The organism is Duganella rhizosphaerae, from assembly GCF_040364205.1.
GTDB classification, from domain to species: domain Bacteria; phylum Pseudomonadota; class Gammaproteobacteria; order Burkholderiales; family Burkholderiaceae_D; genus Rugamonas; species Rugamonas rhizosphaerae.
This window is the reverse complement of record NZ_BPWK01000017.1, coordinates 21,149-44,348: the sequence shown is the minus strand read 5'-3', so window position 1 is coordinate 44,348 and position 23,200 is coordinate 21,149. Positions and strand designations below refer to the sequence as shown.

At 66.3% G+C, this 23,200-nt stretch carries 18 protein-coding genes; 1 reads left to right on the top strand and 17 read right to left on the bottom strand.

The features are described 5' to 3' along the window. Positions 1 to 61 precede the first annotated feature (61 nt). The 12 genes from RUGAMON1_RS27555 to RUGAMON1_RS27500 all read right to left on the bottom strand — a co-directional run bounded on the left by RUGAMON1_RS27555 (position 62) and on the right by RUGAMON1_RS27500 (position 17,861). Positions 62 to 451, bottom strand: coding sequence for a RidA family protein (locus RUGAMON1_RS27555; RefSeq protein WP_445233508.1), 390 nt, complete (start codon positions 449 to 451; stop codon positions 62 to 64). Continuing rightward, positions 451 to 1,614, bottom strand: a complete 1,164-nt coding sequence (locus RUGAMON1_RS27550) for an acyl-CoA dehydrogenase family protein (protein ID WP_445233507.1) — start codon at positions 1,612 to 1,614, stop codon at positions 451 to 453. Before RUGAMON1_RS27550 ends, RUGAMON1_RS27555 begins: the two co-directional genes overlap by 1 nt. Further along, complete coding sequence (locus RUGAMON1_RS27545) at positions 1,614 to 2,468, bottom strand: enoyl-CoA hydratase family protein (protein ID WP_445233506.1); 855 nt, start codon at positions 2,466 to 2,468, stop codon at positions 1,614 to 1,616. The genes RUGAMON1_RS27550 and RUGAMON1_RS27545 overlap by 1 nt, the downstream gene beginning before the upstream one ends. 11 nt (positions 2,469 to 2,479) lie before the next feature. Beyond that, positions 2,480 to 3,019 (bottom strand): MarR family winged helix-turn-helix transcriptional regulator, encoded by a 540-nt coding sequence (locus RUGAMON1_RS27540; protein WP_445233505.1) that lies wholly within the window; start codon positions 3,017 to 3,019, stop codon positions 2,480 to 2,482. A gap of 14 nt (positions 3,020 to 3,033) precedes the next feature. Next, entirely contained in the window at positions 3,034 to 3,927 is an 894-nt protein-coding gene (locus tag RUGAMON1_RS27535; RefSeq protein ID WP_445233504.1) for an SDR family NAD(P)-dependent oxidoreductase, read from the bottom strand. Positions 3,928 to 3,931: 4 nt separating this feature from the next. Next, positions 3,932 to 6,304, bottom strand: a complete 2,373-nt coding sequence (locus tag RUGAMON1_RS27530; protein ID WP_445233503.1) for a bifunctional salicylyl-CoA 5-hydroxylase/oxidoreductase — start codon at positions 6,302 to 6,304, stop codon at positions 3,932 to 3,934. 10 nt (positions 6,305 to 6,314) lie between these two features. Continuing rightward, a complete protein-coding gene (locus RUGAMON1_RS27525; RefSeq protein WP_445233502.1) occupies positions 6,315 to 7,964 on the bottom strand; it encodes an AMP-binding protein in 1,650 nt (549 codons plus the stop codon). Positions 7,965 to 8,054: 90 nt separating this feature from the next. Continuing rightward, complete coding sequence (locus RUGAMON1_RS27520) at positions 8,055 to 8,771, bottom strand: response regulator (RefSeq protein ID WP_445233501.1); 717 nt, start codon at positions 8,769 to 8,771, stop codon at positions 8,055 to 8,057. Between the two features lie 125 nt (positions 8,772 to 8,896). Next, entirely contained in the window at positions 8,897 to 13,882 is a 4,986-nt protein-coding gene (locus RUGAMON1_RS27515) for a two-component regulator propeller domain-containing protein (RefSeq protein ID WP_445233500.1), read from the bottom strand. Between the two features lie 103 nt (positions 13,883 to 13,985). Continuing rightward, positions 13,986 to 15,161, bottom strand: a complete 1,176-nt coding sequence (locus tag RUGAMON1_RS27510; RefSeq protein ID WP_217940660.1) for a patatin-like phospholipase family protein — start codon at positions 15,159 to 15,161, stop codon at positions 13,986 to 13,988. Positions 15,162 to 15,221: 60 nt separating this feature from the next. Beyond that, complete coding sequence (ggt, locus tag RUGAMON1_RS27505; protein ID WP_445233499.1) at positions 15,222 to 17,012, bottom strand: gamma-glutamyltransferase; 1,791 nt, start codon at positions 17,010 to 17,012, stop codon at positions 15,222 to 15,224. 90 nt (positions 17,013 to 17,102) lie between these two features. Then, on the bottom strand, positions 17,103 to 17,861 hold the full coding sequence (locus tag RUGAMON1_RS27500) for a 3-hydroxyacyl-CoA dehydrogenase (protein WP_445233498.1): 759 nt from the start codon (positions 17,859 to 17,861) through the stop codon (positions 17,103 to 17,105). Between RUGAMON1_RS27500 and RUGAMON1_RS27495 the strand changes: the two genes are divergently transcribed. Then, the gene (locus RUGAMON1_RS27495; RefSeq protein ID WP_445233497.1) at positions 17,860 to 18,975 is read left to right on the top strand and encodes an acyltransferase family protein; all 1,116 of its coding nucleotides are present in this window, start codon (positions 17,860 to 17,862) and stop codon (positions 18,973 to 18,975) included. The two genes, RUGAMON1_RS27500 and RUGAMON1_RS27495, sit on opposite strands and share 2 nt — an antisense overlap. 39 nt (positions 18,976 to 19,014) lie before the next feature. Here the strand turns inward: RUGAMON1_RS27495 and RUGAMON1_RS27490 are convergent, their stop codons facing one another. The 5 genes from RUGAMON1_RS27490 to RUGAMON1_RS27470 all read right to left on the bottom strand — a co-directional run bounded on the left by RUGAMON1_RS27490 (position 19,015) and on the right by RUGAMON1_RS27470 (position 23,140). After that, positions 19,015 to 19,320, bottom strand: a complete 306-nt coding sequence (locus RUGAMON1_RS27490) for an NIPSNAP family protein (protein ID WP_445233496.1) — start codon at positions 19,318 to 19,320, stop codon at positions 19,015 to 19,017. 26 nt (positions 19,321 to 19,346) lie between these two features. Then, positions 19,347 to 19,847 carry a hypothetical protein gene (locus RUGAMON1_RS27485; protein ID WP_445233495.1) on the bottom strand — a complete coding sequence of 167 codons (501 nt, stop codon included), beginning with the start codon at positions 19,845 to 19,847 and terminating at the stop codon, positions 19,347 to 19,349. A gap of 90 nt (positions 19,848 to 19,937) precedes the next feature. Then, a complete protein-coding gene (locus tag RUGAMON1_RS27480; RefSeq protein ID WP_445233494.1) occupies positions 19,938 to 20,408 on the bottom strand; it encodes a hypothetical protein in 471 nt (156 codons plus the stop codon). Then, positions 20,405 to 20,809, bottom strand: coding sequence for a hypothetical protein (locus tag RUGAMON1_RS27475; RefSeq protein ID WP_445233493.1), 405 nt, complete (start codon positions 20,807 to 20,809; stop codon positions 20,405 to 20,407). Before RUGAMON1_RS27475 ends, RUGAMON1_RS27480 begins: the two co-directional genes overlap by 4 nt. Before the next feature lie 81 nt (positions 20,810 to 20,890). Continuing rightward, positions 20,891 to 23,140 (bottom strand): sodium-translocating pyrophosphatase, encoded by a 2,250-nt coding sequence (locus tag RUGAMON1_RS27470; RefSeq protein ID WP_445233492.1) that lies wholly within the window; start codon positions 23,138 to 23,140, stop codon positions 20,891 to 20,893. Positions 23,141 to 23,200 lie beyond the last annotated feature (60 nt).

Here is a 23,200-nt window from a genome sequence, read left to right as displayed (position 1 = left end):
ACTATCACGTGTTCTTGTCGGCAGAAACCACGCTGGGCGGTCCCAGAAGTCCCACGGCTGATCAAGGTACGATGGCCGTTACCTCGATCTCCACCCGCGCCCGGTCCTCGACCAGCCCGGCCACCTGCACCGCCGTCATGGCCGGGAAATGCAGGCCGATGATCTCGCGGTAGGCGGCGCCGACCTCCTTGTAGGCGCCAACGTACTCCTTTTTGTCGAGCACATACCAGGTCATGCGCACGATGTGCTCGGGCCGCGCGCCGGCCTCGGCCAGCACCTCGACCACATTCTGCAGCGCCTGGCGCACCTGGCCGGCGAAGTCGTCGGTGTGGAACACGCCCTGCCCGTCCCACCCTATCATGCCGCTGACGCACACCGTGCGCCCGCTGGCGGCCACGCCGTTCGAATAGCCACGCGGCCGCACCCAGCCCGGCGGTTGAAGAAATTCCATCATTGTTCCTTAGTGTTGGCCGCGCGCAGCAGTTCGCGCGCGATGATCAGTTGCTGTACTTCGGTGGCGCCCTCGTAGATGCGCAGCGCGCGGATCTCGCGGTACAGCCGCTCGACCGGCTGCTCGCTGACCACGCCCAGGCCGCCGAACATCTGCAGCGCGGCGTCGATCACCTGCTGCGCCGTTTCGGTGGCGGTCAGCTTGGCCATCGCCGCCTCCTTGGTGACATTGCGTCCCTGGTCGCGCTGCCAGGCGGCGCGGTAGGTCAGCAGCGCGGCGGCGTCGATGCCGGTCGCCATCTGCGCCAGCTTGGCCTGCGTCATCTGGAAGTCCGACAGCATCTGGCCGAACATCTTGCGCTGCATGGCGTGCGCCAGGGCCTCGTCCAGCGCGCGCCGCGCAAAGCCCAGCGCGGCCGCCGCCACCGAGGTGCGGAACACGTCCAGCGTGGACATCGCCACCTTGAAGCCCTGCCCCGCCGCGCCGATGCGCTGCGCGGCCGGCACGCGGCAATCGCGCAACACCAGCCGCGCCAGCGGATGCGGGGCGATCACCTGGATGCGCTCGGCGATCTCGAAGCCCGGCGTGCCGGCATCGACGATGAAGGCGCTGATGCCGCGCGCGCCCGGCTGTTCGCCGGTGCGGGCGAACAGCACGTAGAAATCGGCGATGCCGCCGTTGGAAATCCAGGTCTTCTCACCGTTGAGCACATAGTGGTCGCCATCCTGCACCGCCGCGCACTGCATGGCGGCGACGTCGGAACCGGCCTGCGGCTCGGACAGCGCGAAGGCGGCGATCGCCTCGCCGCGCGCCACCCGCGGCAGGTAGGCCTCGCGCTGCGCCGGCGTGCCGTGCAGGCTGATGGCGCCCGAGCCCAGCCCCTGCATGGCGAAGGCGAAATCGGCCAGGCCGTTGTGGCGCGCCAGCGTTTCGCGGATCAGGCAGATGGCGCGGGTATCGATGCTCTCGCCCGCCGCGCCGGCGATCGCGTGCTGGAGCCAGCCGGCGTCGCCCAACTGGCGCACCAGCCGGCGGCAGGCGCCATCGACGTCGGCCTCGTGATGCTGCGCGATGTGCTGCGCGGCCCAGGCGTCAAGCTCGCGCTCCAGCACCACATGGCGCTTCTCGAAGAACGGCCATTCCAGATAGGTTTTATCGCTCATCAGTCGCCTTCGAATTCAGGTTTTTGCTTGGCCACGAAGGCATGGTAGGCACGGTGAAAATCGTTGGTCGCCATGCAGATCGCCTGCGCCTGCGCTTCCGCCTCGATGGCTTCGTCGACGCCCATGTTCCATTCCTGCTGCAGCATCTTCTTGGTCATGCCGTGGGCGAAGGTCGGGCCGTCGGCCAGGCCTTGCGCGAAGGCGCGCGCCGCCGGCAGCAGCGCATCCGGTTCCTGCAGGCTGTTGAAAAAGCCCCAGCGCTCTGCCTCCGCGCCGGACATCGAACGGCCGGTGTACAGCAGCTCGGCCGCGCGGCCCTGGCCGATCACGCGCGGCAGCAAGGCGCAGGCGCCCATGTCGCAGCCGGCCAGGCCCACCCGCGTGAACAGGAAGGCGGTCTTGCTGCGCGCCGTGCCGAGACGGATGTCCGAGGCCAGCGCCAGGATCGCGCCGGCGCCGGCGCAGATGCCGTCGACCGCCGCCACGATGGGCTGCGGACAGGCGCGGATTGCTTTCACCAGGTCGCCCGTCATGCGCGTGAAGGCCAGCAGGCCGGGCATATCCAGCTTGGTCAGCGGGCCGATGATGTCGTGGACGTCGCCGCCGGAGCAGAAGTTTTCGCCGGCGCCGGTGATGACCACGGCCTTGACGTCGTCGGCATAGGCCAGCGCGCGGAACAGGTCGCGCAGCTCGGCGTAGGAATCGAAGGTCAGCGGATTCTTGCGCTCGGGGCGATTGAGCGTCAGCGTGGCGACGCCGCCGCTGACTTCAAACAGAAAATGGCTGGCCTGGTAATCGGCCAACGCGGCGCGGTTGCCGGGCAGTTGCTGGGCTTCGCCGGGAAGATATCGCATGGTGTGGTTCCTTATTTTTCGTCCGAGGCGTTCAGGTGCTGCTTCATCTGCGACAGCAGGTCGATCAGCTGGCTCTTGTCGGCGCCGGAGATATCCTGCAACAGCTCGGCGATCCAGCCTTCGTGTTCGGCGGCCATGGTGGCGAAGGCCTTGCGGCCGGCCGCCGTCAGCTTGACGCTGTAGGCGCGGCCGTCCTTCGGGTCCGGCACGCGCACCACCAGCTTCTCCTGCTCCAGCTGGTCGGTGATGCCGGTGATGTTCCCGCCGGTGACCATCATGCGCTTGGACAGTTCGCCCATGCGCAGGCCTTGCGGATAACGCTCCAGCTGCGCCATCAGGTCGAAGCGCGGCAAGGTGATGCCGAAGCTGGCGCGCAGCCGGCTGCGGATCTCGTTCTCGATCCTGACGGTGCAGGACAGCATGCGCAGCCACAGCTTGAGCGACTGGTGATGGTCCTGCGTCAGGCGGCTGGCCAGGTCCAGCACCGGCGCATCGTCGCCCTGGTCCTCAATGGGGTTTTGCTCGTTCTCGTTATCTGAAAATGGTGGCATAGTTTCCTCGTACTTCACATCACTTCGCCGCCGGCGACGGCGACGGATTGTCCATTCATGGCGCCCGCCTCGGGCAGGCAAAGCCAGGCCACGGCGCTGGCCACTTCCTCGCTTTGCACCAGCCGCTTCTGCGGATTGCCGGCGGCCAGTTCGGCGCGCGCCTGGTCCTCGCTGCGGCCGGTCCTGGCGACGATGTTGGCGACCGCCTCGCGCACGATATCGGTTTCGGTGTAGCCGGGGCAGACGGCGTTGACCGTCACGCCCTTGGTCGCCACTTCCAGCGCCAGCGCGCGCGTCAGGCCGATCACGCCGTGCTTGGCGGCGACGTAGGCAGACACGTAGCGATATCCGACCAGCCCCGCCGTCGAGGCGACGTTGACGATGCGGCCCCACTTCGCTTCCAGCATGCCGGGCAGCGCGGCCTGGGTGCAGTGGAAGGTGCCGGTCAGGTTCACGTCCAGCATGCGCTGCCACAACGCGGCGTCGGTCTTGCCAAACGGCGCGGACGCGGCCTGGCCGGCGTTGTTGACCAGGATGTCGATGCGGCCGAAGCATGCGACGGCGGCGGCAAAACCGCTGCGCACCGATTCCTCATCGGTCACGTCCAGCGCCTGCATGGCGACCGCGCCGCCCAGCGGCTGGGCGATGGCGCTCATGGATTCGACGGCGGCCAGCAACGCCTGCGCATCGCGGCCCGCCAGCGTGACGCGCGCGCCGCGTAGCAGCAAGGCCTGCGCGCAGGCGGCGCCGATGCCGCGCGCGCCGCCCGTCACCAGCGCGTGCTTGCCGGACAACGGCAGGCCGCCTGCGCCTGCGCCCGTGACCGCGGCCACGCCGGCGCTGCCGGCCGAGGCGGAACCCGGCGCCAGATAGGCGTCACGCGCTGCGGTCTTGTTTATCTCGCTCATACGTTCACCCTTCCAGCAACTTGGCCGCGACCTGCTGCGGTGTGAGACCGGTATTGGCCGCCGCCAGCTTGCGTTCGCGTTCGAGATTGCGTTCCAGCTGCTGCTTGGCGGGCAGATACTGCTTGGGCCAGGCGATGGCGGAATAGCCGATCTTCGCCGCTTCCGTCAGCGTCCACGCCGGATTGGCCAAGTGCGGGCGGCCAACGGCGCACAGATCGGCGCGGCCGGCGGCGATGATGCCGTTGGCGTGGTCGGCCTCGAAGATCGAGCCGACCGCGATCGCGCCTATGCCCGCCTCGTTGCGGATACGGTCCGCGAACGGGGTCTGGAACATGCGGCCGTAGACCGGCTTTTCCAGCTTGCTGACCTGGCCCGACGAGCAGTCGATCATGTCGGCGCCGGCGGCCTTGAACAGACGGGCGATATGCACCGCGTCGTCCGGCGTGATGCCGCCGTCGACCCAGTCGTGCGCGGAGATGCGCACGCTCATCGGCTTGTGCTGCGGCCAGGCGGCGCGCATCGCGGCGAACACGCGCAGCGGGTAGCGGCAGCGGTTTTCCAGGCTGCCGCCGTATTCGTCGCCGCGCTCGTTGGTCAGCGGCGAGATGAAGGACGACAGCAGGTAGCCGTGCGCGCCGTGCAGCTCCAGCCAGTCGAAGCCCGCCGCGTCGGCCGCCTGCGTGGCGCGCACGAAATCGGCCTCGATGCGATCCATGTCGGCCAGCGTCATGGCGCGCGCGGTCTGCGATACGCCGGCCAGGTACTGCTGCGGCGAGGCGGAGACCAGCGGCCAGTTATCTTGGCTACTCGGCAGCGGCTGATCGATACCATCCCACATGGCGCGGGTCGAGCCCTTGGCGCCGGCGTGGCCCAGCTGCAGCGCGATCTTCGCGTCGCTATGCTGGTGGACGAAATCGACGATGCGCTTCCAGGCCTGCGTGTGCTCCGGCGCATACATGCCGGGACAGGCCGGCGTGATGCGCGCGTCGGCCGATACGCAGGTCATTTCGGCGAACACCATCGCCGCGCCGCCCAGCGCGCGCGCGCCCAGGTGGGCCAGGTGATAGTCGCCGACGACGCCGTCCACCGCGCTGTATTGCGCCATCGGCGAGACGACGATGCGGTTCTTCAGGACCACGTCGCGCACCTTGAAGGGCGTGAACATCGGCGGCGCAGCCTTGGCCGGCGCCAGGCCGGCCTGTTCGCCGGCGCGGGCGGCGAACCAGCGCTCGTAGTCCGCCACGTAGGCCGCATCGCGCAGGCGCAGGTTTTCGTGCGACAGGCGCTGGCTGCGGGTCAGCATCGAATAGGCGAACTGCGGCGCCTCCATCGCCGTGTAGCGGTCGACGTTCTCGAACCACTCCATCGAATTGCGCGCGGCGCTTTGCAGCTTGATGACTTCCACCGCGCGTGCCGATTGATACGCCGCCAGCGCGGCCTTGGCATCCGTATGCTGGCCGAAGCAGCGCGCCAGTTCGATCGCATCCTCCAGCGCCAGCTTGGTGCCGGACCCGATCGAGTAATGCGCCGAATGCGCGGCGTCGCCCATCAGCACCACCGGAATATCGCCGTTCCAATGCACCCACTGGCCGCAGACGATGCGCGGGAACTTGATCCACATGCCGGAGCCGCGCAGGTGCGCCGAATTGGACATCAGCCCGTGCCCGTCCAGCTGCTCCGCGAACAGCTGCTCGCAATACGCGATCGACTGCTCGGCGCTCATGTCCTCCAGCCCCGCCGCGCGCCACACCGCTTCCGGCGTCTCGACGATGAAGGTCGAGGTATCGCCGTCGTATTGGTAGATGTGGGCCTGGAACCAGCCGTGCTCCGTCTGTTTGAAGGCGAAAGTGAAGGCGTCGAACTTCTTGCGCGTGCCCAGCCACACGAAGCGGCACTGGCGCGCTTCGATCTGCGGCTGGTAGCTGTCGGCGTAACGCGTGCGGGTGCGGCTGTTCAGACCATCGGAGGCGATCACCAGCTGTGCGTTGTAGCGGGCGGCGATTTCCTGGTCGTCCATCACCTCGGTCTCGAACACCAGCGACACGCCCAGCTCCTCGCAGCGCTGCTGCAGGATGTTGAGCAGGCGCTTGCGGCCGATGCCGCAGAAACCGTGGCCGCCGGACGTGACCTTCTCGCCCTTGAAGAAGACGTCGACATCGTCCCAGTGGTTGAACGATTGCAGGATCGCGCGCGCGGTAGCCTCGTCGGAGTTCATCAGGTTGCCCAGCGTCTGGTCGGAGAACACCACGCCCCAGCCGAAGGTATCGTAGGGACGGTTGCGCTCCACCACCGTGATCTGGTGGGACGGGTCCTGCTTCTTCATCAACAGGCTGAAATACAGGCCGGCGGGACCGCCGCCTATGCAGACAATATTCATGCGATTCTCTTTATTCGGTACGCAGCTTGAAGCGCTGCAGTTTGCCGGTTTCGGTGCGCGGCAGCGCGGTCAGGTAGCGGATCGCGCGCGGATACTTGTACGGCGCGATCTGCCCTTTGACGAACTCCTGCAACTGCGCCGTCAACTCCGGCGACGCCTCGTGGCCCGGCTTGAGCACCACGTGCGCTTCGACGATCTGCCCGCGCTCCTCGTCCGCCCGGCCGATCACGCCGCATTCGGCCACGGCGGGATGGCGCAGCAGCGCGTCCTCCACTTCCGGGCCGGCGATGTTGTAGCCGGCCGAGATGATCATGTCGTCGGTGCGCGAGCGATAGTAGAAATAACCGTCGGCGTCCATCTCGTAGGCGTCGCCGGTCAGGTTCCAGCCATTGAGCACGTAGTCGCGCTGGCGCTCGTCCGCCAGGTAGCGGCAGCCGGTCGGGCCTTTCACCGCCAGCCGGCCGATCACGCCCGGCCCCACCGGATTGCCGTCGTAGTCGAGGATGCAGGCCTGGTAGCCCGGCACCGGCTTGCCGGTGGCGCCCGGCCGTATCTGGTCGCCCGCCGCCGAGATGAAAATGTGCAGCAGCTCGGTGGCGCCTATGCCGTCTATCATCGCCAGCCCGGTGGCCTGGCGCCAGCTCTCGCGCGTCGCCAGCGGCAGCGCCTCGCCGGCGGAGACGGTCTTGAGCAGGCTGCCGATGTCGTACTTGTCGGCCAGCGGCGCCATCTGCCGGTAGAAGGTGGGCGCCGTGAAGCACACCGTGGCCCGGTACTGTTCGATCGCCTTGAGCAGGGTTTCCGGCGTCAGTTTCTCCAGCAGCACGGCGGTCGCGCCGACCCGCAGCGGGAACAGCAGCAAGCCGCCCAGGCCGAAGGTAAAGGCCAGCGGCGGCGTGCCGATGAAAACGTCGCTGCGCTGCGAAGCCAGCACCGAGCGCGGGAAGCAGTCGCAGATCGCCATCACGTCGCGATGGAAATGCATCGTGCCCTTGGGGATGCCGGTGGTGCCGGAGGTGAAGCTGATCAGGCACACATCGTCGGCCGCCGTGTCCACTGCGTCGAAACTGGCCGGCTGCTGCGCCATCAATGCTTCCAGCGTGCCGTCGGCGGCGCCGAACCACAGCGTCTTCGCCCGCACGGCGGCCGGCAAATCCACCGCTTCCATTTCCGCGCGCAGGCCGTCCGCGCACAGCACGGCGTTGATCTCGGCCTTGCCGGCGATCGTCCCCAGCTCGCGCGCGCGCAGCAGCGGCATGGTCGGCACAGCGATGCAGCCGGCCTTCAACACCGCCAGCACGCAGGCCGCCATCATCGGGTTGTTGGCGCCGCGCAGCAGCACGCGGTTGCCCGCCTCCAGCCCCAGCGGGCCGCGCAGCACGTGGGCGATGCGGTCGATCTGTTCCAGCAATTGCGCGTAGGTCCAGCTGAGCTGCTCGCCGCGCACCGCGACGCGGTCGGCGGCGCCGCCGGCCAGCGCGCCGTCGAACAGCTCCGCCACGCAATTGAGGCGCGGCGGGTATTGAAGCTCGGGCAGGTCGAAGCGCAACTCGGGCCACTGTTCCGGCGGCGGCAAGTGCTCGCGCGCGAAGCGGTCGGTATGCGCGCTGTCGCCGTAGGTCACGGAAGCGCTGGCAGAACTGGCTGTCGGTCTGGTCATGGTCGCCCTGAAGTTGAAGGTCGTTCGGTATCCGCTGCTCACCCAGCAGATACTTTAAACCTAAACTATCTCAACATCAAGTGCTATCGCTCAGGCGGAGACGCCCTGCCGCACCAAGCCGGATTGATGAATCACGGCGCGCACCACGTCGGCCAGCACCGCTTGCACGGCCTCGTTGGTCAGGCCGCCAGGATCGAAACCCTTCAGCGCGACGGCCGCGCCGTCCAGCCCCAGCGTGACGCAACCGGCGTGCAGGCGGTCGATGCGCGCCTGCGCCTCCGGCTGCTGGCCCTTGGCCAGCAAGACTTCCAGATCGCCGCTGGCGGCGGTCAGCTGGTTCTGGAAACCGCTCAGATAGACCAACAGCCGCTCGGCGTTGATGCCCAGGCGGCGCATGGTGGTGGCGGGATCTTCGGCGTGGTGGTCGTAGCCGCTGGCCGCCTGGTCGAGGAACCCCACCAGGTGCACGCGCACCTGCTCGGCCTGGAATGGCTTGACGATATAGCCGGCCGCGCCGGAATTGGTGGCCTCCTGCACGGTATCCTTGTCGTTGGCCGACGTCACCAGCACGAAGGGCATGGTGTTGATTTCCGCATGCCCCTTCACGCGCTGGAGCAGCTCCATGCCGGACAGGCGCGGCATGCGCAGATCGCAGAAGCAGATCGCCGGACGCAAGCCGGCTTCCAGCTGCTCCCAGGCGTCGGCGCCGTCTTCCGCTTCGACGATATCGAACTTGCCACAGCTGTCGATCAGGTGCATCAACACCATGCGCGAGACGACATCGTCGTCGACTACCAGAACTTTCATGAGACTCCCTGTGCCCTTGACAACTACTTTAGTGTGACCTCAGTACGGCACTTTCCAACGATATTACATGAAAAACCGGGCTTGTACGTCCTGGACAGATAAGGATTTATACGAATTGCCTCAGCTTACAAAGTGCTAGCCGCGCCGGCCCGCAGCAGCAACGCGCGCAGCTGGGGCATGGCTTCGAGGATGCGCGGCCAGTTGCCGTGGTCCGCATCGAGCTCCAGTTCCCCACACAGCGCCTGCAATTCCTGCTCCTCCAGATAGCCGGCGCTGCCCTTCATGCCGTGCAGCAGGCGGCTGGCGACTTCGGCGTCGCTCCGCTCCACGGCGCGTTCCAGCTCCGCCAGCCGCAACGGCGCATCCTGGTGGAAGACGCTGCGCAGGCGCAGTTTCAGATCGCTGCCGCCGCTGTGCTGCGCCAGCCGGGCCGGTTCCTCGGCGGCCGGCGCCACGCCGAACAGCGAGTCCAGCTCCGGCGTGCCCAGCGCCGGGTTGTGGCGCGGCTCCATGCGCGGCAGCTGGAAGCCCCGCTGCAGCTGGCGTTCGATCGCGCGGCTGAGCTGGAAGTGCAGCTTGTCCTCGTCAATCGGCTTGGTCAGGAAATCGTCCATGCCGGCGGCCAGGTAGCGGCTGCGGTCTTCCTCGCTGGCGTTGGCGGTCAGCGCGATGATCATCAGTTCCTGGTCGCGCACCGGCGCCGCCTCGGTGCCGCCCGACCGTATCATGCGGGTGGCGCTGGCGCCGTCCATCTCCGGCATGCGTCCGTCCATCAGGATCAGGTCATAGCGCGTCAGCGAGCAGGCCTTGACGGCCAGCGCGCCGTTGGCCGCGATGTCGACCTTGTGGCCCAGGTCTTCCAGCATCATGCGGATGATGATCTGGTTGGTCGGGAAGTCCTCCGCGCACAGCACCTTGAGCTGGTGGCTGTGCGGCTCGCGCGGCACGTGCGGCACCATCGGCGGCGGCACGCCGTTGGCCAGCGGCAGTTCGAACGAGAAGGTGCTGCCCTCGCCCGGCGTGCTGACGGCGTTGATGCCGCCGCCCATCAGCTCGACCAGCTGGCGGCAGATCGCCAGCCCCAGGCCGGTGCCGCCGTAGCGGCGCGTGGTGGAGGCGTCGGCCTGCTCGAACTGCTGAAACAGGCGCGGTATCGCCTCCGCCTCGATGCCGATGCCGGTATCGGAGACGCTGAAGCGGATGCGGTTGAGCGCCCCCTTGTAGCCGGCGCGGGCGCGCTGGTCGTCCTCCTGCGGCACGCGTTCGACGCGCATCGTTACCGATCCGCGCTCGGTGAACTTGAAGGCGTTGCCGACCAGGTTGACCAGCACCTGGCGCAGCCGGGTCGGATCGCCGACGACGAACTGCGGCAGGCCCTCGCCGAATTCCAGGCAAAATTGCACGCTGTGCGCGGCGGCTTGCTCCTCGAACAGGCTGACCACGTTCTCCACCGCCGACGACAGCGAGAAGTCGATATTCTCGATGGTCAGCTTGCCGGCCTCGATCTTCGAGAAATCCAGCAGGTCGTTGATGATCGACAGCAGCGACTGCGCGCTGGCCTGGCCGCGCAGGATCTGCTCGCGCGTGCTGACCGCCAGCCGGCTGTCGCGCAACGCGAAGCCCAGCATGCCGATCACGCCGGCCAGCGGAGTGCGCATCTCGTGGCTCATATTGGCCAGGAATTCGGATTTCTGGCGGGTGGCGTCTTCCGCCTTCTGCTTGGCCAGGCGAAGGCGCTCGTCGTTCTCCTGCAAGGCGCGGTTGGCCAGCGCCAGCTCCTCGGTGTGCAGCCGCACCTGGCGCTCCTGTTGCAGCAACTGGGCCTGGGTCTGGCGCAGGGTTTGCAAGGTCTCTTCCAGCTGCTGGTAGGCGCGCGCGTTTTCCAGGCCGGCGGCGGCGTGCGAGGCCAGCGTTTGCAGCATGTCCATGTGCACCTGCTGGTAGCGGTGCTTCTCGACGCTCTGCACGCACAGCAGGCCGACCACCTTGTCGTTGGCCACCAGCGGCGCATACATCATCGACTGCGCCACGGCGGCCGGCAAGCCGTCCTCGCGCAGACAGGGCACCAGCGTGTCCAGGCCCGACTCGTCCATGTAGTTGCGGAACTCGGCCTGGAAGTCGTTGATGAACACCGGCTTGCGCTGCGTCAGGCACCACACGGCCAGCTGGTTGGGCTGATCCAGGCGGCGCTGGTAGGGCAAGGTGCGCACGCCGGCGTCGATGGCGAACGGGAAGTCGATCACGCCCTGCTCCTCGCGCACGAAGCCGATGCCGAAGATCTGCGCGTCCATCAGGTGATGCACGTGGCGGTACAGCGTGCGCATCGAGGTTTCCATGTCCAGCGTGGCGCTCATCTCGCGTCCAAGCTCGCTCAGCACCGAGATGTTGCGGTGCGCCTGTTCGACGTTTTCCTTCTGCCGCTCGACTTCCTCTTTTTGCCGCTCGGTGTCGACGCGGCGTTGCTCGGCCTCGGCGCGCTGGGCTTCCGCCTCCAGGCGGCGCTGCTCCAGTTCCTGCTTCTGCTGTTGCAGCAGCAGGTTCTTCTGCTCGACTTCCGCCGTGCGCGAGCCGACCAGCTCCTCCAGCCGCTGCTGCTGGTGGTGCAGGCTGCGCACGCGCGCGGCATAGGCGGCGTAGGCCGCGCCCAGCAGGGCCAGGCCGATCACGCCGCGGAACCACCAGGTTTTCCAGAACGGCGGCAGGATGGTGATCTCCAGCGTGGCGGCGTTGTCGTTCCAGATGCCGTCCTTGTTGGCGGCCTTGACGCGGAAGGTGTACTGGCCCGGATCGAGATTGGTGTAGGTGGCGAAGCGCTTGGTGGAGTCGGTGACCACCCAGTCCTCGTCGAAGCCTTGCAGCTGGTAGGCGAAGCGGTTGCGCTGCGGCGCCGCGTAGTGCAGCGCCGCGAACTCCAGCGAGAACACGGAATCGCTCTCGAGCAGCGTCAACGCGTTGGTGTATTCGATCGCCACCTTCAGCACGTCGGGATGTTCGCCCTGCCCCGGCTTGAGCGACTTGTTGAAGATCTGGAAATCGGTGATGGCGACGGTCGGCGCCACGCTGTTCTCGCGCACTTCCGGCGGCGCGAACGCGGTGATGCCGTTGAAGCCGCCGAAGTACAGCGTGCCGTCCGGCGTGCGCAGCGCGGCGCCGTCGAAGTAGGCGCCCTCGATGGTGCCGTCGGCGCCGCTGTAGTTGCGCACCAGCCCCGTGGCCGTGTTCAGGCGCGACAAGCCGCTGTTGGTGCTCAGCCAGAGATTGCCCGCGTCGTCTGGCAGGATGGAGGCGATGGCGTCGTCGGCGATGCCGTCCTTGCGCAGGTAGCGGCGGAAGCGGATGGCGCCGTCGGCCGCCACTTCCATCTTGTTCAGGCCCGCCGCCGTGCCGACCCAGATGGTGCCACGGCCGTCTTCGTACAGGTAGTGCACCTCGTCGTGACTGAGGCTGAACGGGTCGGCCGGGTCGCGCCGGAAGTGGCGGAACTTGCCGGTCTTGCGGTCCAGCAGATCGAGGCCGTTGAAGGTGCCGATCCATAGCTGGCCCTTGCGGTCTTCCAGGATGGGGCGCACCACGTTGTCGGCCAGGCTGCCGATGTCGGACGGATCGTGGCGGAAGGTGCGCACTTCCATGCTCTGCGGATCGAGCCGGTGCAGGCCGCCGCGCGAGGCGATCCACAGGATGCCGCTGCGGTCGCCGACGATGTTGCGGATGGTGTCGCTGGCCGGGTCGCCGCGCACGAAGGACAGCGCCTTGATCGCGCCGCTCTCCACGTTCAGGTGGTTGACGCCGGCGCGGCCGCCGATCCACATATTGCCGTTCTTCTCGCGCCACAACGCGGTGACCTGGTCGTCGCTCAAGCTGTTGGCGCGCTGCGGATCGTGGCGCCACACCTTGCCCTCGCCGCTGACCGGATCGTACAGATTCAGGCCGCCGCTGCTGCCCAGCCACAGCAGGCCGCGCGATTCGGCGACGATGGCGCGCACCTTGTTGTCCGACAGCGTGTTGGGGATGTCGGCCTGGCGCACGATGCGGGCGAAGCCGCCGCTGCCCAGGTCCACCCGGCTGGCGCCGTCGTTCCAGGTGCCGACCCAGAACGTGCCGACGCGGTCGCGGAACAGCGCCGAGATCTGGTTGTCCGCCACGCTGTGGCTGTCGCTGAACTGGTGCATGTACTGCACCAGCCGGTTCTCCGACGGCAACCAGCGCAGCAGGCCGTCGGCCTGGGTGCCGACCCAGACGTTGGTTTCGGCGTCGACGTACAGCGTGGTGATGCTCATGCCCGGCTTCATGCCTTCGCGCGGGCCGAGGCGGCGGCGCTGCGGCTCCTTGCCCAGCAATCGCCATTGTTCCAGGCCGCCCAAGGTGCCCACCCACAGCGTCTGCGCGCTGTCCACTTGCAGCGCCAGCACCGCGTTGTACTTGCTGTCGCCGCTGGCGTCTATCGTGAAGTGCTGGAAGCGCGAATCGCCCGGCGCCAGCATATCGAGGCCGGTGGCGGTGGCCACCCACAGGCGGCCGGCGGCGTCGCGCGCCAGCGCGTTGACCTGGTCGTTGGCCAGGCTGCCGGCATCGGCCGGGTCGTGGTGCCAGCTGGTGAAGCGGCCGCTGGCCGGGTCGAAGTGATGCAGGCCGTCGGCGCTGGCCAGCCACAGGCCGCCGTGGCCGTCGTCGGCGATGGCGCGCACGTGGCGGTTGCCGTTGCCGCGCTGCGGCGATTCGTGCGGCAGGTAGTGGGTGAAGCTTTTGGTGGCGGCGTCGTAGCGATCCAGGCCGCCGTCGGTGCCCACCCACAGCTGGCCGCTGCGGTCCAGGTGCAGCACGCGCACCCAGTTGTCGGCCAGGCTGCGCGGATCGGAGACGGCGCTCTTGTAGGTGACGGTGCGGTAGCCGTCGAAGCGGGTCAGCCCGGCCTGGGTGCCGAGCCAGATGAAGCCCTGCTTGTCCTGGGCGATGGCCAGCACCGATTCCTGCGCCAGCCCGTGTTCGACGCTGAGCTGCTCGAAGCGCAGCGTGCGCGGCGGCGCCCCCGCCCATGCAGCGGCCGCACCCAGGCCCCACAACAGCAGGACGGGCAGCAGCAAACGGCAAAGTAGGCGTGAAAAAAACGTCACGGAAATCTCGTTAAAAAAGTATGCGGGCATCGTGTACCCCGCACACCACAGGCAGGGGTCTGACCCCGTGCGGGGTCAGACCCCATCGTTTCGGGGTTGCGCTTCAGGACTCGAAAAAGGCCAGCACATCGTCCTTGCGCGCTTGCGTGTCGCGCTGTCCGAGGCGGATCAACTCGCAAGTATATGTCGATTCGAACAACAGGTACGACGCGAGTGCGGCGCCGCGGGTTTCGGTGGCGCCTATCCCCGACAGCATGGTGCGTATCGGCGCCGGCAAACTGGCGATGTGGCGGCTGGCGATATCGTCGAGCCGCTCGGACGGCGCGATCACCAGCAGCTGGACCGGCTTGAGCGGCGTCTTCTCCAGCAGCTCCGGCGGCAGCATGGACAGCGTCTTGTTGATGCGCTCCAGCCGTTCGATGTCGACCGCCAGGCTGTCGAGGAAGATCGACGACATGGCGTGGCCGGCGATCTGCGCCAGGCTGGGATAGCGCGCCGCGCTCTTTTCGGCGGCGCTGCGGGCCGGCTCGGTCAGGCGTCCGGCGCCGACCACCAGCACCTTGCTGGCGCCCAGGTGGATGGCCGGCGAGATCGGCGCCAGCTGGCGCATCGACCCGTCGCCGCAGTACTCGCGGTGGCCGCCCATGTACAGCGGCGTGGCCGGGAAGATGAACGGGATCGCCGACGACGCCAGCAGGTGCTCGACGCCGATCTGGTCCTGCAGAGCCACGCGCTGCATGCGTATCCACGGCGCGATGTCGGCGGCGGTCTGGTAAAAGGTCAGGTGGTTGCCGGCGGTGTAGGACGAGGCGGTGACGGCCAGCGCATGCAGCAGGCCTTCGGACAGCACCGCGTCCAGGCGCGGCAGGTCCAGCATGCGGTGCAGCAGGCCGACCAGCGGGGTGTTGTCGAGCAGCGAGGCGGGCGGCGCGGCGCGCCATTTGCGCAGCAGCCAGCCGAACGACAGCAGCGACAGCCAGCGCGCGCCGGAGCGGATCACGCCCAGCGAATCGGCGCGGTAGACCTGTTCGACCTCGATGTTCTGCCAGACGTCGAGCAGCTTCTGCACGCCCTCGCCGAAGTTGTCGGCGCGGCAGGCCAGCGCGGTGGCGTTGATGGCGCCGGCCGAGGTGCCGCAAATGATGTCGAACGGATTGCGCGCGGGTGGCCAGCCCGCTTCCCACAGTATCTCCGAGATCGCCTGCAACACGCCCACCTGGTAGGCGGCGCGGGCGCCGCCGCCCGTCAGGATCAACCCTGTTTTCTTTTGAATTCCCATACGACAAGATTAGCAGGGTCTGCCGGGTTTGGGGAGCGTTTGCGGGCTAGTTTAGAGCCATTAATCGCCTAATACGACACCTTCGCGGCGGGGATCGGCGCCGCCGAACCACTCCGGCTTGCCGTTGACAGTGCGGCGCTGGATGCCCTGCAAGCCGGAGTTGAGCTCGAACTCGCGCACCTGGTGGCCGCGCGCCTTGAGCTGCTCGACCACCGCCGGGCTGACCCGCCCCGCTTCCAGTTCGGTCGGGCCGTTGCGGCTACCGAAGTTGGGCAGGCTGATGGCCTGCTGCACGTCGAGCTTCCAGTCCAGCGTACCGACCAGCACCTTGGCCACGTAGTTGATGATGGTCGAGCCGCCCGGCGAGCCGGTGGCCAGCACCAGCTGGTGGGTGCCCTTGTCGAACACCAGCGTCGGCGACATGGCGCTGCGCGGGCGTTTGCCGGCCTGCACGCGGTTGGCGATCGGGCCGTTTTCGTCCTGCGAATCGAAGGAGAAGTCGGTCAGCTGGTTGTTCAGCATGAAGCCGTCGACCATCTGGCGCGCGCCGAACGCGTCTTCCACCGAGGTGGTCATCGACAGGCCGCCGCCAAAGGCGTCCACCGCCACCAGATGCGAGGTGGATGGCTTGTCGATGGCGGTGTCGGTGCCCCACGCGACCTGCATGGTGGCCGGCGTGCCGTAGTTGGCGCGGCCCATGGACTTCTCGCCGATCAGCGACGCGCGCTGTTTCAGGTAGCCCTTGTCCAGCAGCGCGGCCACTCCCTTGCCGGGCAGCGGCACGAAGTCGGTGTCGGCGACGTAGCGGTTGCGGTCCGCGTAGGCCAGGCGGCCGGCCTCGGTGAACAGGTGGATGCCTTCGGCAGTCAGCGCGCCGCCGACGGGTTTGTACGGGCTGATGTCCTTCACCTCCAGGATCCCCAGCATCTGCGCGATGGCGATGCCGCCGGACGAAGGCGGCGGCGCGCCGCACACGGTCCACGCCTTGTAGTCGCTGCAGATCGGTGCGCGCTCCCTGGCCTGGTAGCCGGCGATGTCGGCGGCGGTCAGCTTGCCGGGATTGGTCGGATGCGCGGCCACCTTGGCGGCGATGTCGCGGGCGATGCGGCCCTGATAGAAGGCGTCGGCGCCGCCGTCGGCGATCTCGCGCAACGTGCGCGCCAGTTCGGGGTTCTTCAACAGGTAGCCGACCGGACGCGGTTTGCCGTCTTCGCCGAAGAAGTAGGCCTTGGCGACCGGGTCGCGCGCCAGATAGCGGTCATACGACAGCAGCGCGTTCAGGCGCGGGCTGACATTGAAGCCGTCTTCGGCCAGCTTGATGGCCGGGGCGAACAGCGCTTTCCACGCCAGCTTGCCGTGCTCCTTGTGGGCCATCTCCAGCATGCGCAGCACGCCGGGCGCGCCGACCGAACGGCCGCCGATCACGCCGATTTCGCGCGAGACGGCCTTGCCGTCCTTGTCCTGGAACAGATGTTCGTCCGCCGAGGCGGGCGCGGTTTCGCGGCCGTCGTAGGATTGCACGCGCTTGCCGTCGGAGTACAGCAGGAAGGAGCCGCCGCCGATGCCGGACGATTGCGGCTCGACCAGGGTCAGCACCAATTGGGTGGCGATGGCGGCGTCGATCGCGCTGCCACCCTGCTTGAGCATCTGGTAGCCGGCCTGGGTGGCCAGCGGATTGGCCGCCGCCACCATGAATTTTTGCGCCGACTTGCCGGCTTTTTCGGCGTAGCCGGTGGCGATTTCGGGCGCCACCTCGGCGCCGGTGCGTTGTGCGTAGGCTGGTGCGTGCAGCGCAGCCAGCAACGGAAGGGACAGCGCAAAGCTCAGCGCCAAAGGCTTAATGCGGGACATGCGGAACATGGACTCTCCAAAATAAGAGGCGCGCGGCCAAGGCCGCGCGCCCGATCACTCTGGCATCCTACACGAAATCGAGTAAACCGTTTACTTCGGCTGCATGCGGATGGCGCCGTCCAGGCGGATGGTTTCGCCGTTCAGCATGGTGTTCTCGATGATGGCCTTGGCCAGGTGGGCGTACTCGTCCGGACGGCCCAGGCGCGGCGGGAACGGCACCATATTGCCCAGTGCGGTGCGCACTTCTTCCGGCATGCCCATCAGCATCGGCGTTTCGAAAATGCCGGGGGCGATGGTCATCACGCGGATGGCGCTGCGCGACAGGTCGCGCGCCATCGGCAAGGTCAGGCCGGCGACGGCGGCCTTGGAGGCGGCGTAGGCGGCCTGGCCGATCTGGCCGTCGAAGGCCGCGACCGAGGCGGTGTTGATGATCACGCCGCGTTCGCCGCTGTCGGTGGCGGCGGTCTTGCCCATCGCGTCGGCGGCCAGGCGGGCCATATTGAAGGTGCCGACCAGGTTGATGTTAACGGTGCGCTGGAAGATGTCCAGCGGGTGCGGGCCGTCCTTGCCGACGGTTTTGATGGCGGGCGCCACGCCGGCGCAGTTGATCAGGCCGCGCAGCGTGCCCAGTGCGACGGCGGCGTCGACCACGGCCTTGCCGTCGGCTTCGGAGGTGACGTCGCACTTGACGAAGACGGCCTTGAGCTCGGCGGCCAGCGCCTCGCCCGGTTCCACCTGCACGTCGGCCAGCACGACTTTGCCGCCCTGCTCGGCGAGCATGCGCGCGGTAGCGGCGCCCAGACCCGACGCGCCGCCGGTGACGATGAATACATTGTTCTGAATTTGCATGTCTGTCCCTATCTCGTTTTTATTTGACGTTTACGTAAACGTCACCTTCGCAATTGTAGCGAATTTTTCATCGATGGATACGGAAAAAGCGCAAGATCGTGCTTTCCCCAGCGTGCTACCGTTTGCGGGCATCTGCAGAGGGGGAAATATGAAAAATGCCAGCACCGCCCTGGACGCCAGGGTCAGCCTCAACTTTTCCATTGCCAAGGTCATCGCGATATTCACCGTTCTCCTCGGCCACTGGTTTTCGCCGTCGATCTTGTGGATACCGGTCACGATCGGCCTGTTTATCTTCGCCAGCTCCTCCGGATACTTTACCGCGCGCATATACGGACCGGATCTCGACATACGCCGGTTTTGGAAAAGGAAGCTGGAACGGCTGGGCATACGCTACTGGATCATCCTGGGTTTCCTTGCCGTGGTGGTCACGCTCCGCGGCCGAACGCTGTTTCACGGCCACACGCTGATGCATCTGTTCGGATTGACGGGGGTGTTGAACTGGATGGGCATCCAGAACCGCAGCGGGCTGGGCGGCGGCCTGTGGTTCTTCACGCTGTTGCTGATGTTTTACCTGGTCTATCCATTGCTTGCCAGGCTCTGCCAGTCGAAACCAAGCGCCTTGGCGGTCGCGCTGGGGGCCACCGTCATTGCCGTGTATCTCGAAGACCAGTCCCGCATCGGCCATGAGCTTTGGCTGACAGCGCTTGGGTTTGTGCTCGGGGTTGCATATGGCGCGCACGAACCGCGACTGAGCGCCTGGCAGGCGGCCATGGTCGCGGGACTCGGGTGCGTCGCGTTGCTGGTGGCTAACCGCGCCGGGTTCAAGGGGGCCAATACCGCGCTGATCGCCATGACGAGCATCGCCTGCAGCGTTTGGCTGGCAAGCGCCGTCAACTTCCGCTGGCACGGCCTTTCACGGCTCGCCAAACTCGAGGATTATCTCCTGGAAATCTTCTTGATACACACTTACCTGTTTATGCACCCGATCCACAACACCCTGCTGGACCTGCTCATCTCGACCATGGTCATCGTTGCCGTGGCCATTGGCCTCAACCACGCCGGAAATTGGGTGTCGTCAAAAGTCCTGCCGCGTCATGCGATCGCGAGCGCTTAGCGCCGTAGAGCCGGATTTTATATTCCTGGCCGAAACTCTCTATTCAAAGACCGGACGGAAAAAACTACGTTCGTAGCTAATGATGCAACGTGTTTCCTCCGCGTATTTGAATGCTGCCATGCATTCCGGGTCTTGAAGTGACAGCGTCCGGTACTCTTCGTACGATGCCAGGGATGGAAACGTGAACATCGCAAGCGCGACGTTATTGCTACCTTCTGACGGCAGAAAGTATCCATGATGCTGACCACCAAATTTTTCAACCAGCGGTATCCACATCTTTCCGTAGCGCTCGAATTCATTGACTTTATAGGGGTCGATGACGTAGCGAAGATAGCAGGTGACCATGAAACTTCCTTTGGGCTAAGCCGACTTCAACGGTTGATGACTGTTACAAGTTGAGTCGCGCGCTTTGTCGATTGAGCATCCGCTGCGGGGAAATGCAGCCTGAACGACAGGACCTTAGCCGACATGTTGTCGTCGGAAAGGTTCAATTCGTAAAACACCGGCTGCCCATCTCTCGCGGTGGAAGCGTAGCGGACTTGGACAAACTTCTGGACTTTGAACAGGACGTTTTTATGCACAGGAACTTCCAGCTTGATGCTTTTCCCATCAGGCAGCGTCGCGACAGGATGTATCGTCGAAAAACCGCCCAGACTATCGTCGACGCGCTTTAAGGCGCGCTCGGTCGTCCCGGTATTTTGCGTTGCCTCTGGCGCGAACATCGCCGCCGCGTCCTTGAAGCGCTGGTGCTGTAGCGCATCCACGAATTTGTCTGCGACCGTGACAGGGCTTACGTCACGATAGGCTGCGGCATGGGAAACGACCAATGTGCAAACCACAAGTGCGCCAAGGCTGGCGAGGTTGAACTTCATGTGCGATAAGCCCGTATTCATTGACAAGCACGCAGGATACTTGATCGAAGGGTACAAAAGTTACTCACATTCTCACATCATGGCGGTCAGTTAGCATTGCAGCCAGACGCCGTTGCGATTGCAGACCTTGCCGGAGGGTGAAATTGCCGTGCCGGGACCGGCGTTGTTGATACGCGCGCCACTGGCGTCGTTGCAGCCGGTGGGGCCGCAGTTGTTCAATGCCTTCGGCGCATTGGGCGGATTGAGCAAGGTTTGCAGCGAAGGCGATGGCGGTGCAGTCGGCATCGCGACTTGCGGCGCCTGCTTGACGACCGGCATGTGCTGGATGATCTGCGGGACCGGACGGCGCGGCATCGGCTTGCGCGCCGGTGCGGTCCTGCAGGGCTCGACGGCCAGCCGCAGACCGTCGGCACTCAGCGTACAGACCGGCAGCTTGGCGTATTCGCGTAATTCCGGCTCGCTGGCGGCTGTGACTTTGGCAGCGCCCGGCGCCGGCGTCTGGGCGACGGCCAGCGCGCCTGGCAGTGTCAGCAGCAGGCATAACGCGGTATGCGGCGTCATGGCGGCGGCGCCACGACGGCCCTGATGAGGCGCCACGGCAGCAGACAAGAGGTGATGTTGGGATAGTAGCCGCGCGGATTGTCGCAGTAATACAAGCGCCGCGACGACCTCCCCGCATCAGGCGGCGGCAGGTACAGCGGCGCGTCGGCGTAGTAGCCGGGCGGATAGTAGTAGCCGTCGTAGTAAGGGCCGTAGTAGCCGTAGCGCGGCCAATACAGCGGCGCGCCGATAAAGATGCCGCCGCGTACGTAGCCGTGGCCGTGATGATAGCCGTGCCCACCGCCTCCATGGAAATGGCTATGACCGCCGCCTCCGTGGCCGCCTCTCTGCGCCCAGGCGTTGGGGCTGACCAACACTCCCAGCAGGAAGGCCAGCGTCAGCGCCGGTTTCAACATATTCATGGCATCACCTCGCGAAGTGCTACACCTTCATTATTAGCAGGTGTAGCACCGGAGGGAAGCGAATGAAACAATTGGTAACGCTTACTTGCCGGACGGTGGCGCCGCTGGCGGCGGCTGATCGGCTGGCGCGCCCTGGCCTGGTGGCGGGCCTTCGGTCATCGGCGCTCCGGCCGGTGGTGGCGGTGGAGCGTCGGCCGGCCTCATCATGCCCGCGCCCGGCGCCACCATCATCGTCGGCGCCGGCGCGGTGATCGCGCTGACCGGCGCCGGCACGGACACCGCCAGCCAACCCGAGGCCGGCAGCAGCGGCACCAACAGCAAGGCCACGATGTTGATGATCTTGATCAGCGGGTTGACCGCCGGACCGGCCGTGTCCTTGTACGGATCGCCCACGGTGTCGCCGGTGACGGCCGCCTTGTGCGCGTCCGAACCCTTGCCGCCGAAGTGGCCGTCTTCGATGTATTTCTTGGCGTTGTCCCAGGCGCCGCCGCCGGTGGTCATCGAGATCGCCACGAACAGGCCGGTCACGATGGTCCCCATCAGCATGCCGCCCAGCGCGGCCGCCCCCAGCAGCATGCCGACCACGATCGGCACCACCACCGGCAACAGCGACGGGATGATCATTTCCTTGATCGCCGACGCGGTCAGCATGTCGACCGCCTTGTCGTACTCCGGCTTGGCCGTGCCTTCCATGATGCCCTTGATGTCGCGGAACTGGCGGCGCACTTCCACCACCACGGCGCCGGCGGCGCGGCCCACGGCCTCCATCGCCATCGCGCCGAACAGGTAAGGGATCAGGCCGCCGATGATCAGGCCGACGATCACCATCGGGTTCGACAGGTCGAAGGTGATGCTCTTGCCGGTCGATTCCAATGCGTGCGTGTAGTCGGCGAACAGCACCAGCGCGGCCAGGCCGGCCGAACCGATCGCATAGCCCTTGGTGACGGCCTTGGTGGTGTTGCCCACGGCGTCCAGCGGATCGGTGATCGCGCGCACCGATTCCGGCATGCCCGACATTTCGGCGATGCCGCCGGCGTTATCGGTGATCGGACCGTAGGCATCCAGCGCCACGATGATCCCGGCCATCGACAGCATCGCGGTCGCCGCGATCGCCACGCCGTACAACTGACCCAGCTGATACGACACCAGGATCGCCGCGCACACCGCCAGCACCGGATAAGCGGTGGACTTCATCGACACGCCCAGGCCGGCGATGATGTTGGTGCCGTGGCCGGTGGTCGATGCCTCGGCGATATGCTTGACCGGCGCGAAATCGGTGCCGGTGTAGTACTCGGTGATGTAGACCATCAGCCCGGTCAGCACGATGCCGACCACGGTGCAGCCCATCATCTTCATGCGCATGGCCTCGTCCGGCCAGACCTGCCAGGTCACCACGGCGAAGCCGAGCAGCGACAAGCCGGCCGCCCACCACAGGCCGGTGTACAGCGCCGACATGATTTTCTTGCCCGGCTTGGCCTTGACCATCGAGCAGCCGACGATGGAAGCGATGATGGACACCGCGCCCAGCAGCAGCGGATAAACGATGGCCGACGTCGGCGCCGAGGTGATCAGCAAGGCGCCCAGCAGCATGGTGGCGATCAGGGTCACCACATAGGTTTCGAACAGGTCGGCCGCCATGCCGGCGCAATCGCCGACGTTGTCGCCGACGTTATCGGCGATCACCGCCGGATTGCGCGGATCATCCTCGGGGATGCCCGCCTCCACCTTGCCCACCAAATCCGCGCCAACGTCCGCGCCCTTGGTGAAGATGCCGCCGCCCAGCCGGGCGAAGATCGAAATCAGCGACGCGCCGAAGGCCAGGCCGATCAGCGGCTTGATCACATCGTGCGGATTGAGCGGCGGATTCGGCGCGCCCGGCGCCATCCCCGTCAGGAACATATAGAACAGCACCACGCCCAGCAGGCCCAGGCCGACCACCAGCATGCCGGTGATGGCGCCGCCCTTGAAGGCGACGTCGAGCGCCTCGTTCATGCCCTTGGTGGCCGCCTGCGCCGTGCGCACATTGGCGCGCACCGAGACGTTCATGCCGATGAAGCCGCAGGCGCCGGACAGCACCGCGCCGATCAGGAAGCCGATCGCGGTCTTCATGTCGAGCAAGGCAGCAATGAGGATGAGCAGCACCACGCCGACGATCGCGATGGTGCGGTACTGGCGCGCCAGATAGGCGGCGGCGCCCTCCTGGATGGCCAGTGCAATTTCCTGCATGCGGGCATTGCCCGCGTCCTGGCGCAAAATCCAGCTTCGTGACCATAAACCGTAAATCACGGCGATAACGCCGCACGCAACTGCAAACCAAAGACTAGCTGCCATAGTGTCCCCTTATTTTTATTGATCGAGCCTACAAACCCACACTTCAGAAAACCAACGCCC

Bases quoted from the DNA above. Each gene is read 5' to 3' on its own strand.
- RUGAMON1_RS27525 (WP_445233502.1), bottom strand. From the start codon at position 7,964: ATGACCAGACCGACAGCCAGTTCTGCCAGCGCTTCCGTGACCTACGGC.
- RUGAMON1_RS27495 (WP_445233497.1), top strand. From the start codon at position 17,860: ATGTCTGTCCCTATCTCGTTTTTATTTGACGTTTACGTAAACGTCACC.
- RUGAMON1_RS27545 (WP_445233506.1), bottom strand. From the start codon at position 2,468: ATGCGATATCTTCCCGGCGAAGCCCAGCAACTGCCCGGCAACCGCGCC.
- RUGAMON1_RS27555 (WP_445233508.1), bottom strand. From the start codon at position 451: ATGGAATTTCTTCAACCGCCGGGCTGGGTGCGGCCGCGTGGCTATTCG.
- RUGAMON1_RS27490 (WP_445233496.1), bottom strand. From the start codon at position 19,320: ATGGTCACCTGCTATCTTCGCTACGTCATCGACCCCTATAAAGTCAAT.
- RUGAMON1_RS27500 (WP_445233498.1), bottom strand. From the start codon at position 17,861: ATGCAAATTCAGAACAATGTATTCATCGTCACCGGCGGCGCGTCGGGT.
- RUGAMON1_RS27480 (WP_445233494.1), bottom strand. From the start codon at position 20,408: ATGACGCCGCATACCGCGTTATGCCTGCTGCTGACACTGCCAGGCGCG.
- ggt (WP_445233499.1), bottom strand. From the start codon at position 17,012: ATGTCCCGCATTAAGCCTTTGGCGCTGAGCTTTGCGCTGTCCCTTCCG.
- RUGAMON1_RS27550 (WP_445233507.1), bottom strand. From the start codon at position 1,614: ATGAGCGATAAAACCTATCTGGAATGGCCGTTCTTCGAGAAGCGCCAT.
- RUGAMON1_RS27535 (WP_445233504.1), bottom strand. From the start codon at position 3,927: ATGAGCGAGATAAACAAGACCGCAGCGCGTGACGCCTATCTGGCGCCG.
- RUGAMON1_RS27485 (WP_445233495.1), bottom strand. From the start codon at position 19,847: ATGAAGTTCAACCTCGCCAGCCTTGGCGCACTTGTGGTTTGCACATTG.
- RUGAMON1_RS27510 (WP_217940660.1), bottom strand. From the start codon at position 15,161: ATGGGAATTCAAAAGAAAACAGGGTTGATCCTGACGGGCGGCGGCGCC.
- RUGAMON1_RS27475 (WP_445233493.1), bottom strand. From the start codon at position 20,809: ATGAATATGTTGAAACCGGCGCTGACGCTGGCCTTCCTGCTGGGAGTG.
- RUGAMON1_RS27540 (WP_445233505.1), bottom strand. From the start codon at position 3,019: ATGCCACCATTTTCAGATAACGAGAACGAGCAAAACCCCATTGAGGAC.
- RUGAMON1_RS27520 (WP_445233501.1), bottom strand. From the start codon at position 8,771: ATGAAAGTTCTGGTAGTCGACGACGATGTCGTCTCGCGCATGGTGTTG.
- RUGAMON1_RS27470 (WP_445233492.1), bottom strand. From the start codon at position 23,140: ATGGCAGCTAGTCTTTGGTTTGCAGTTGCGTGCGGCGTTATCGCCGTG.
- RUGAMON1_RS27530 (WP_445233503.1), bottom strand. From the start codon at position 6,304: ATGAATATTGTCTGCATAGGCGGCGGTCCCGCCGGCCTGTATTTCAGC.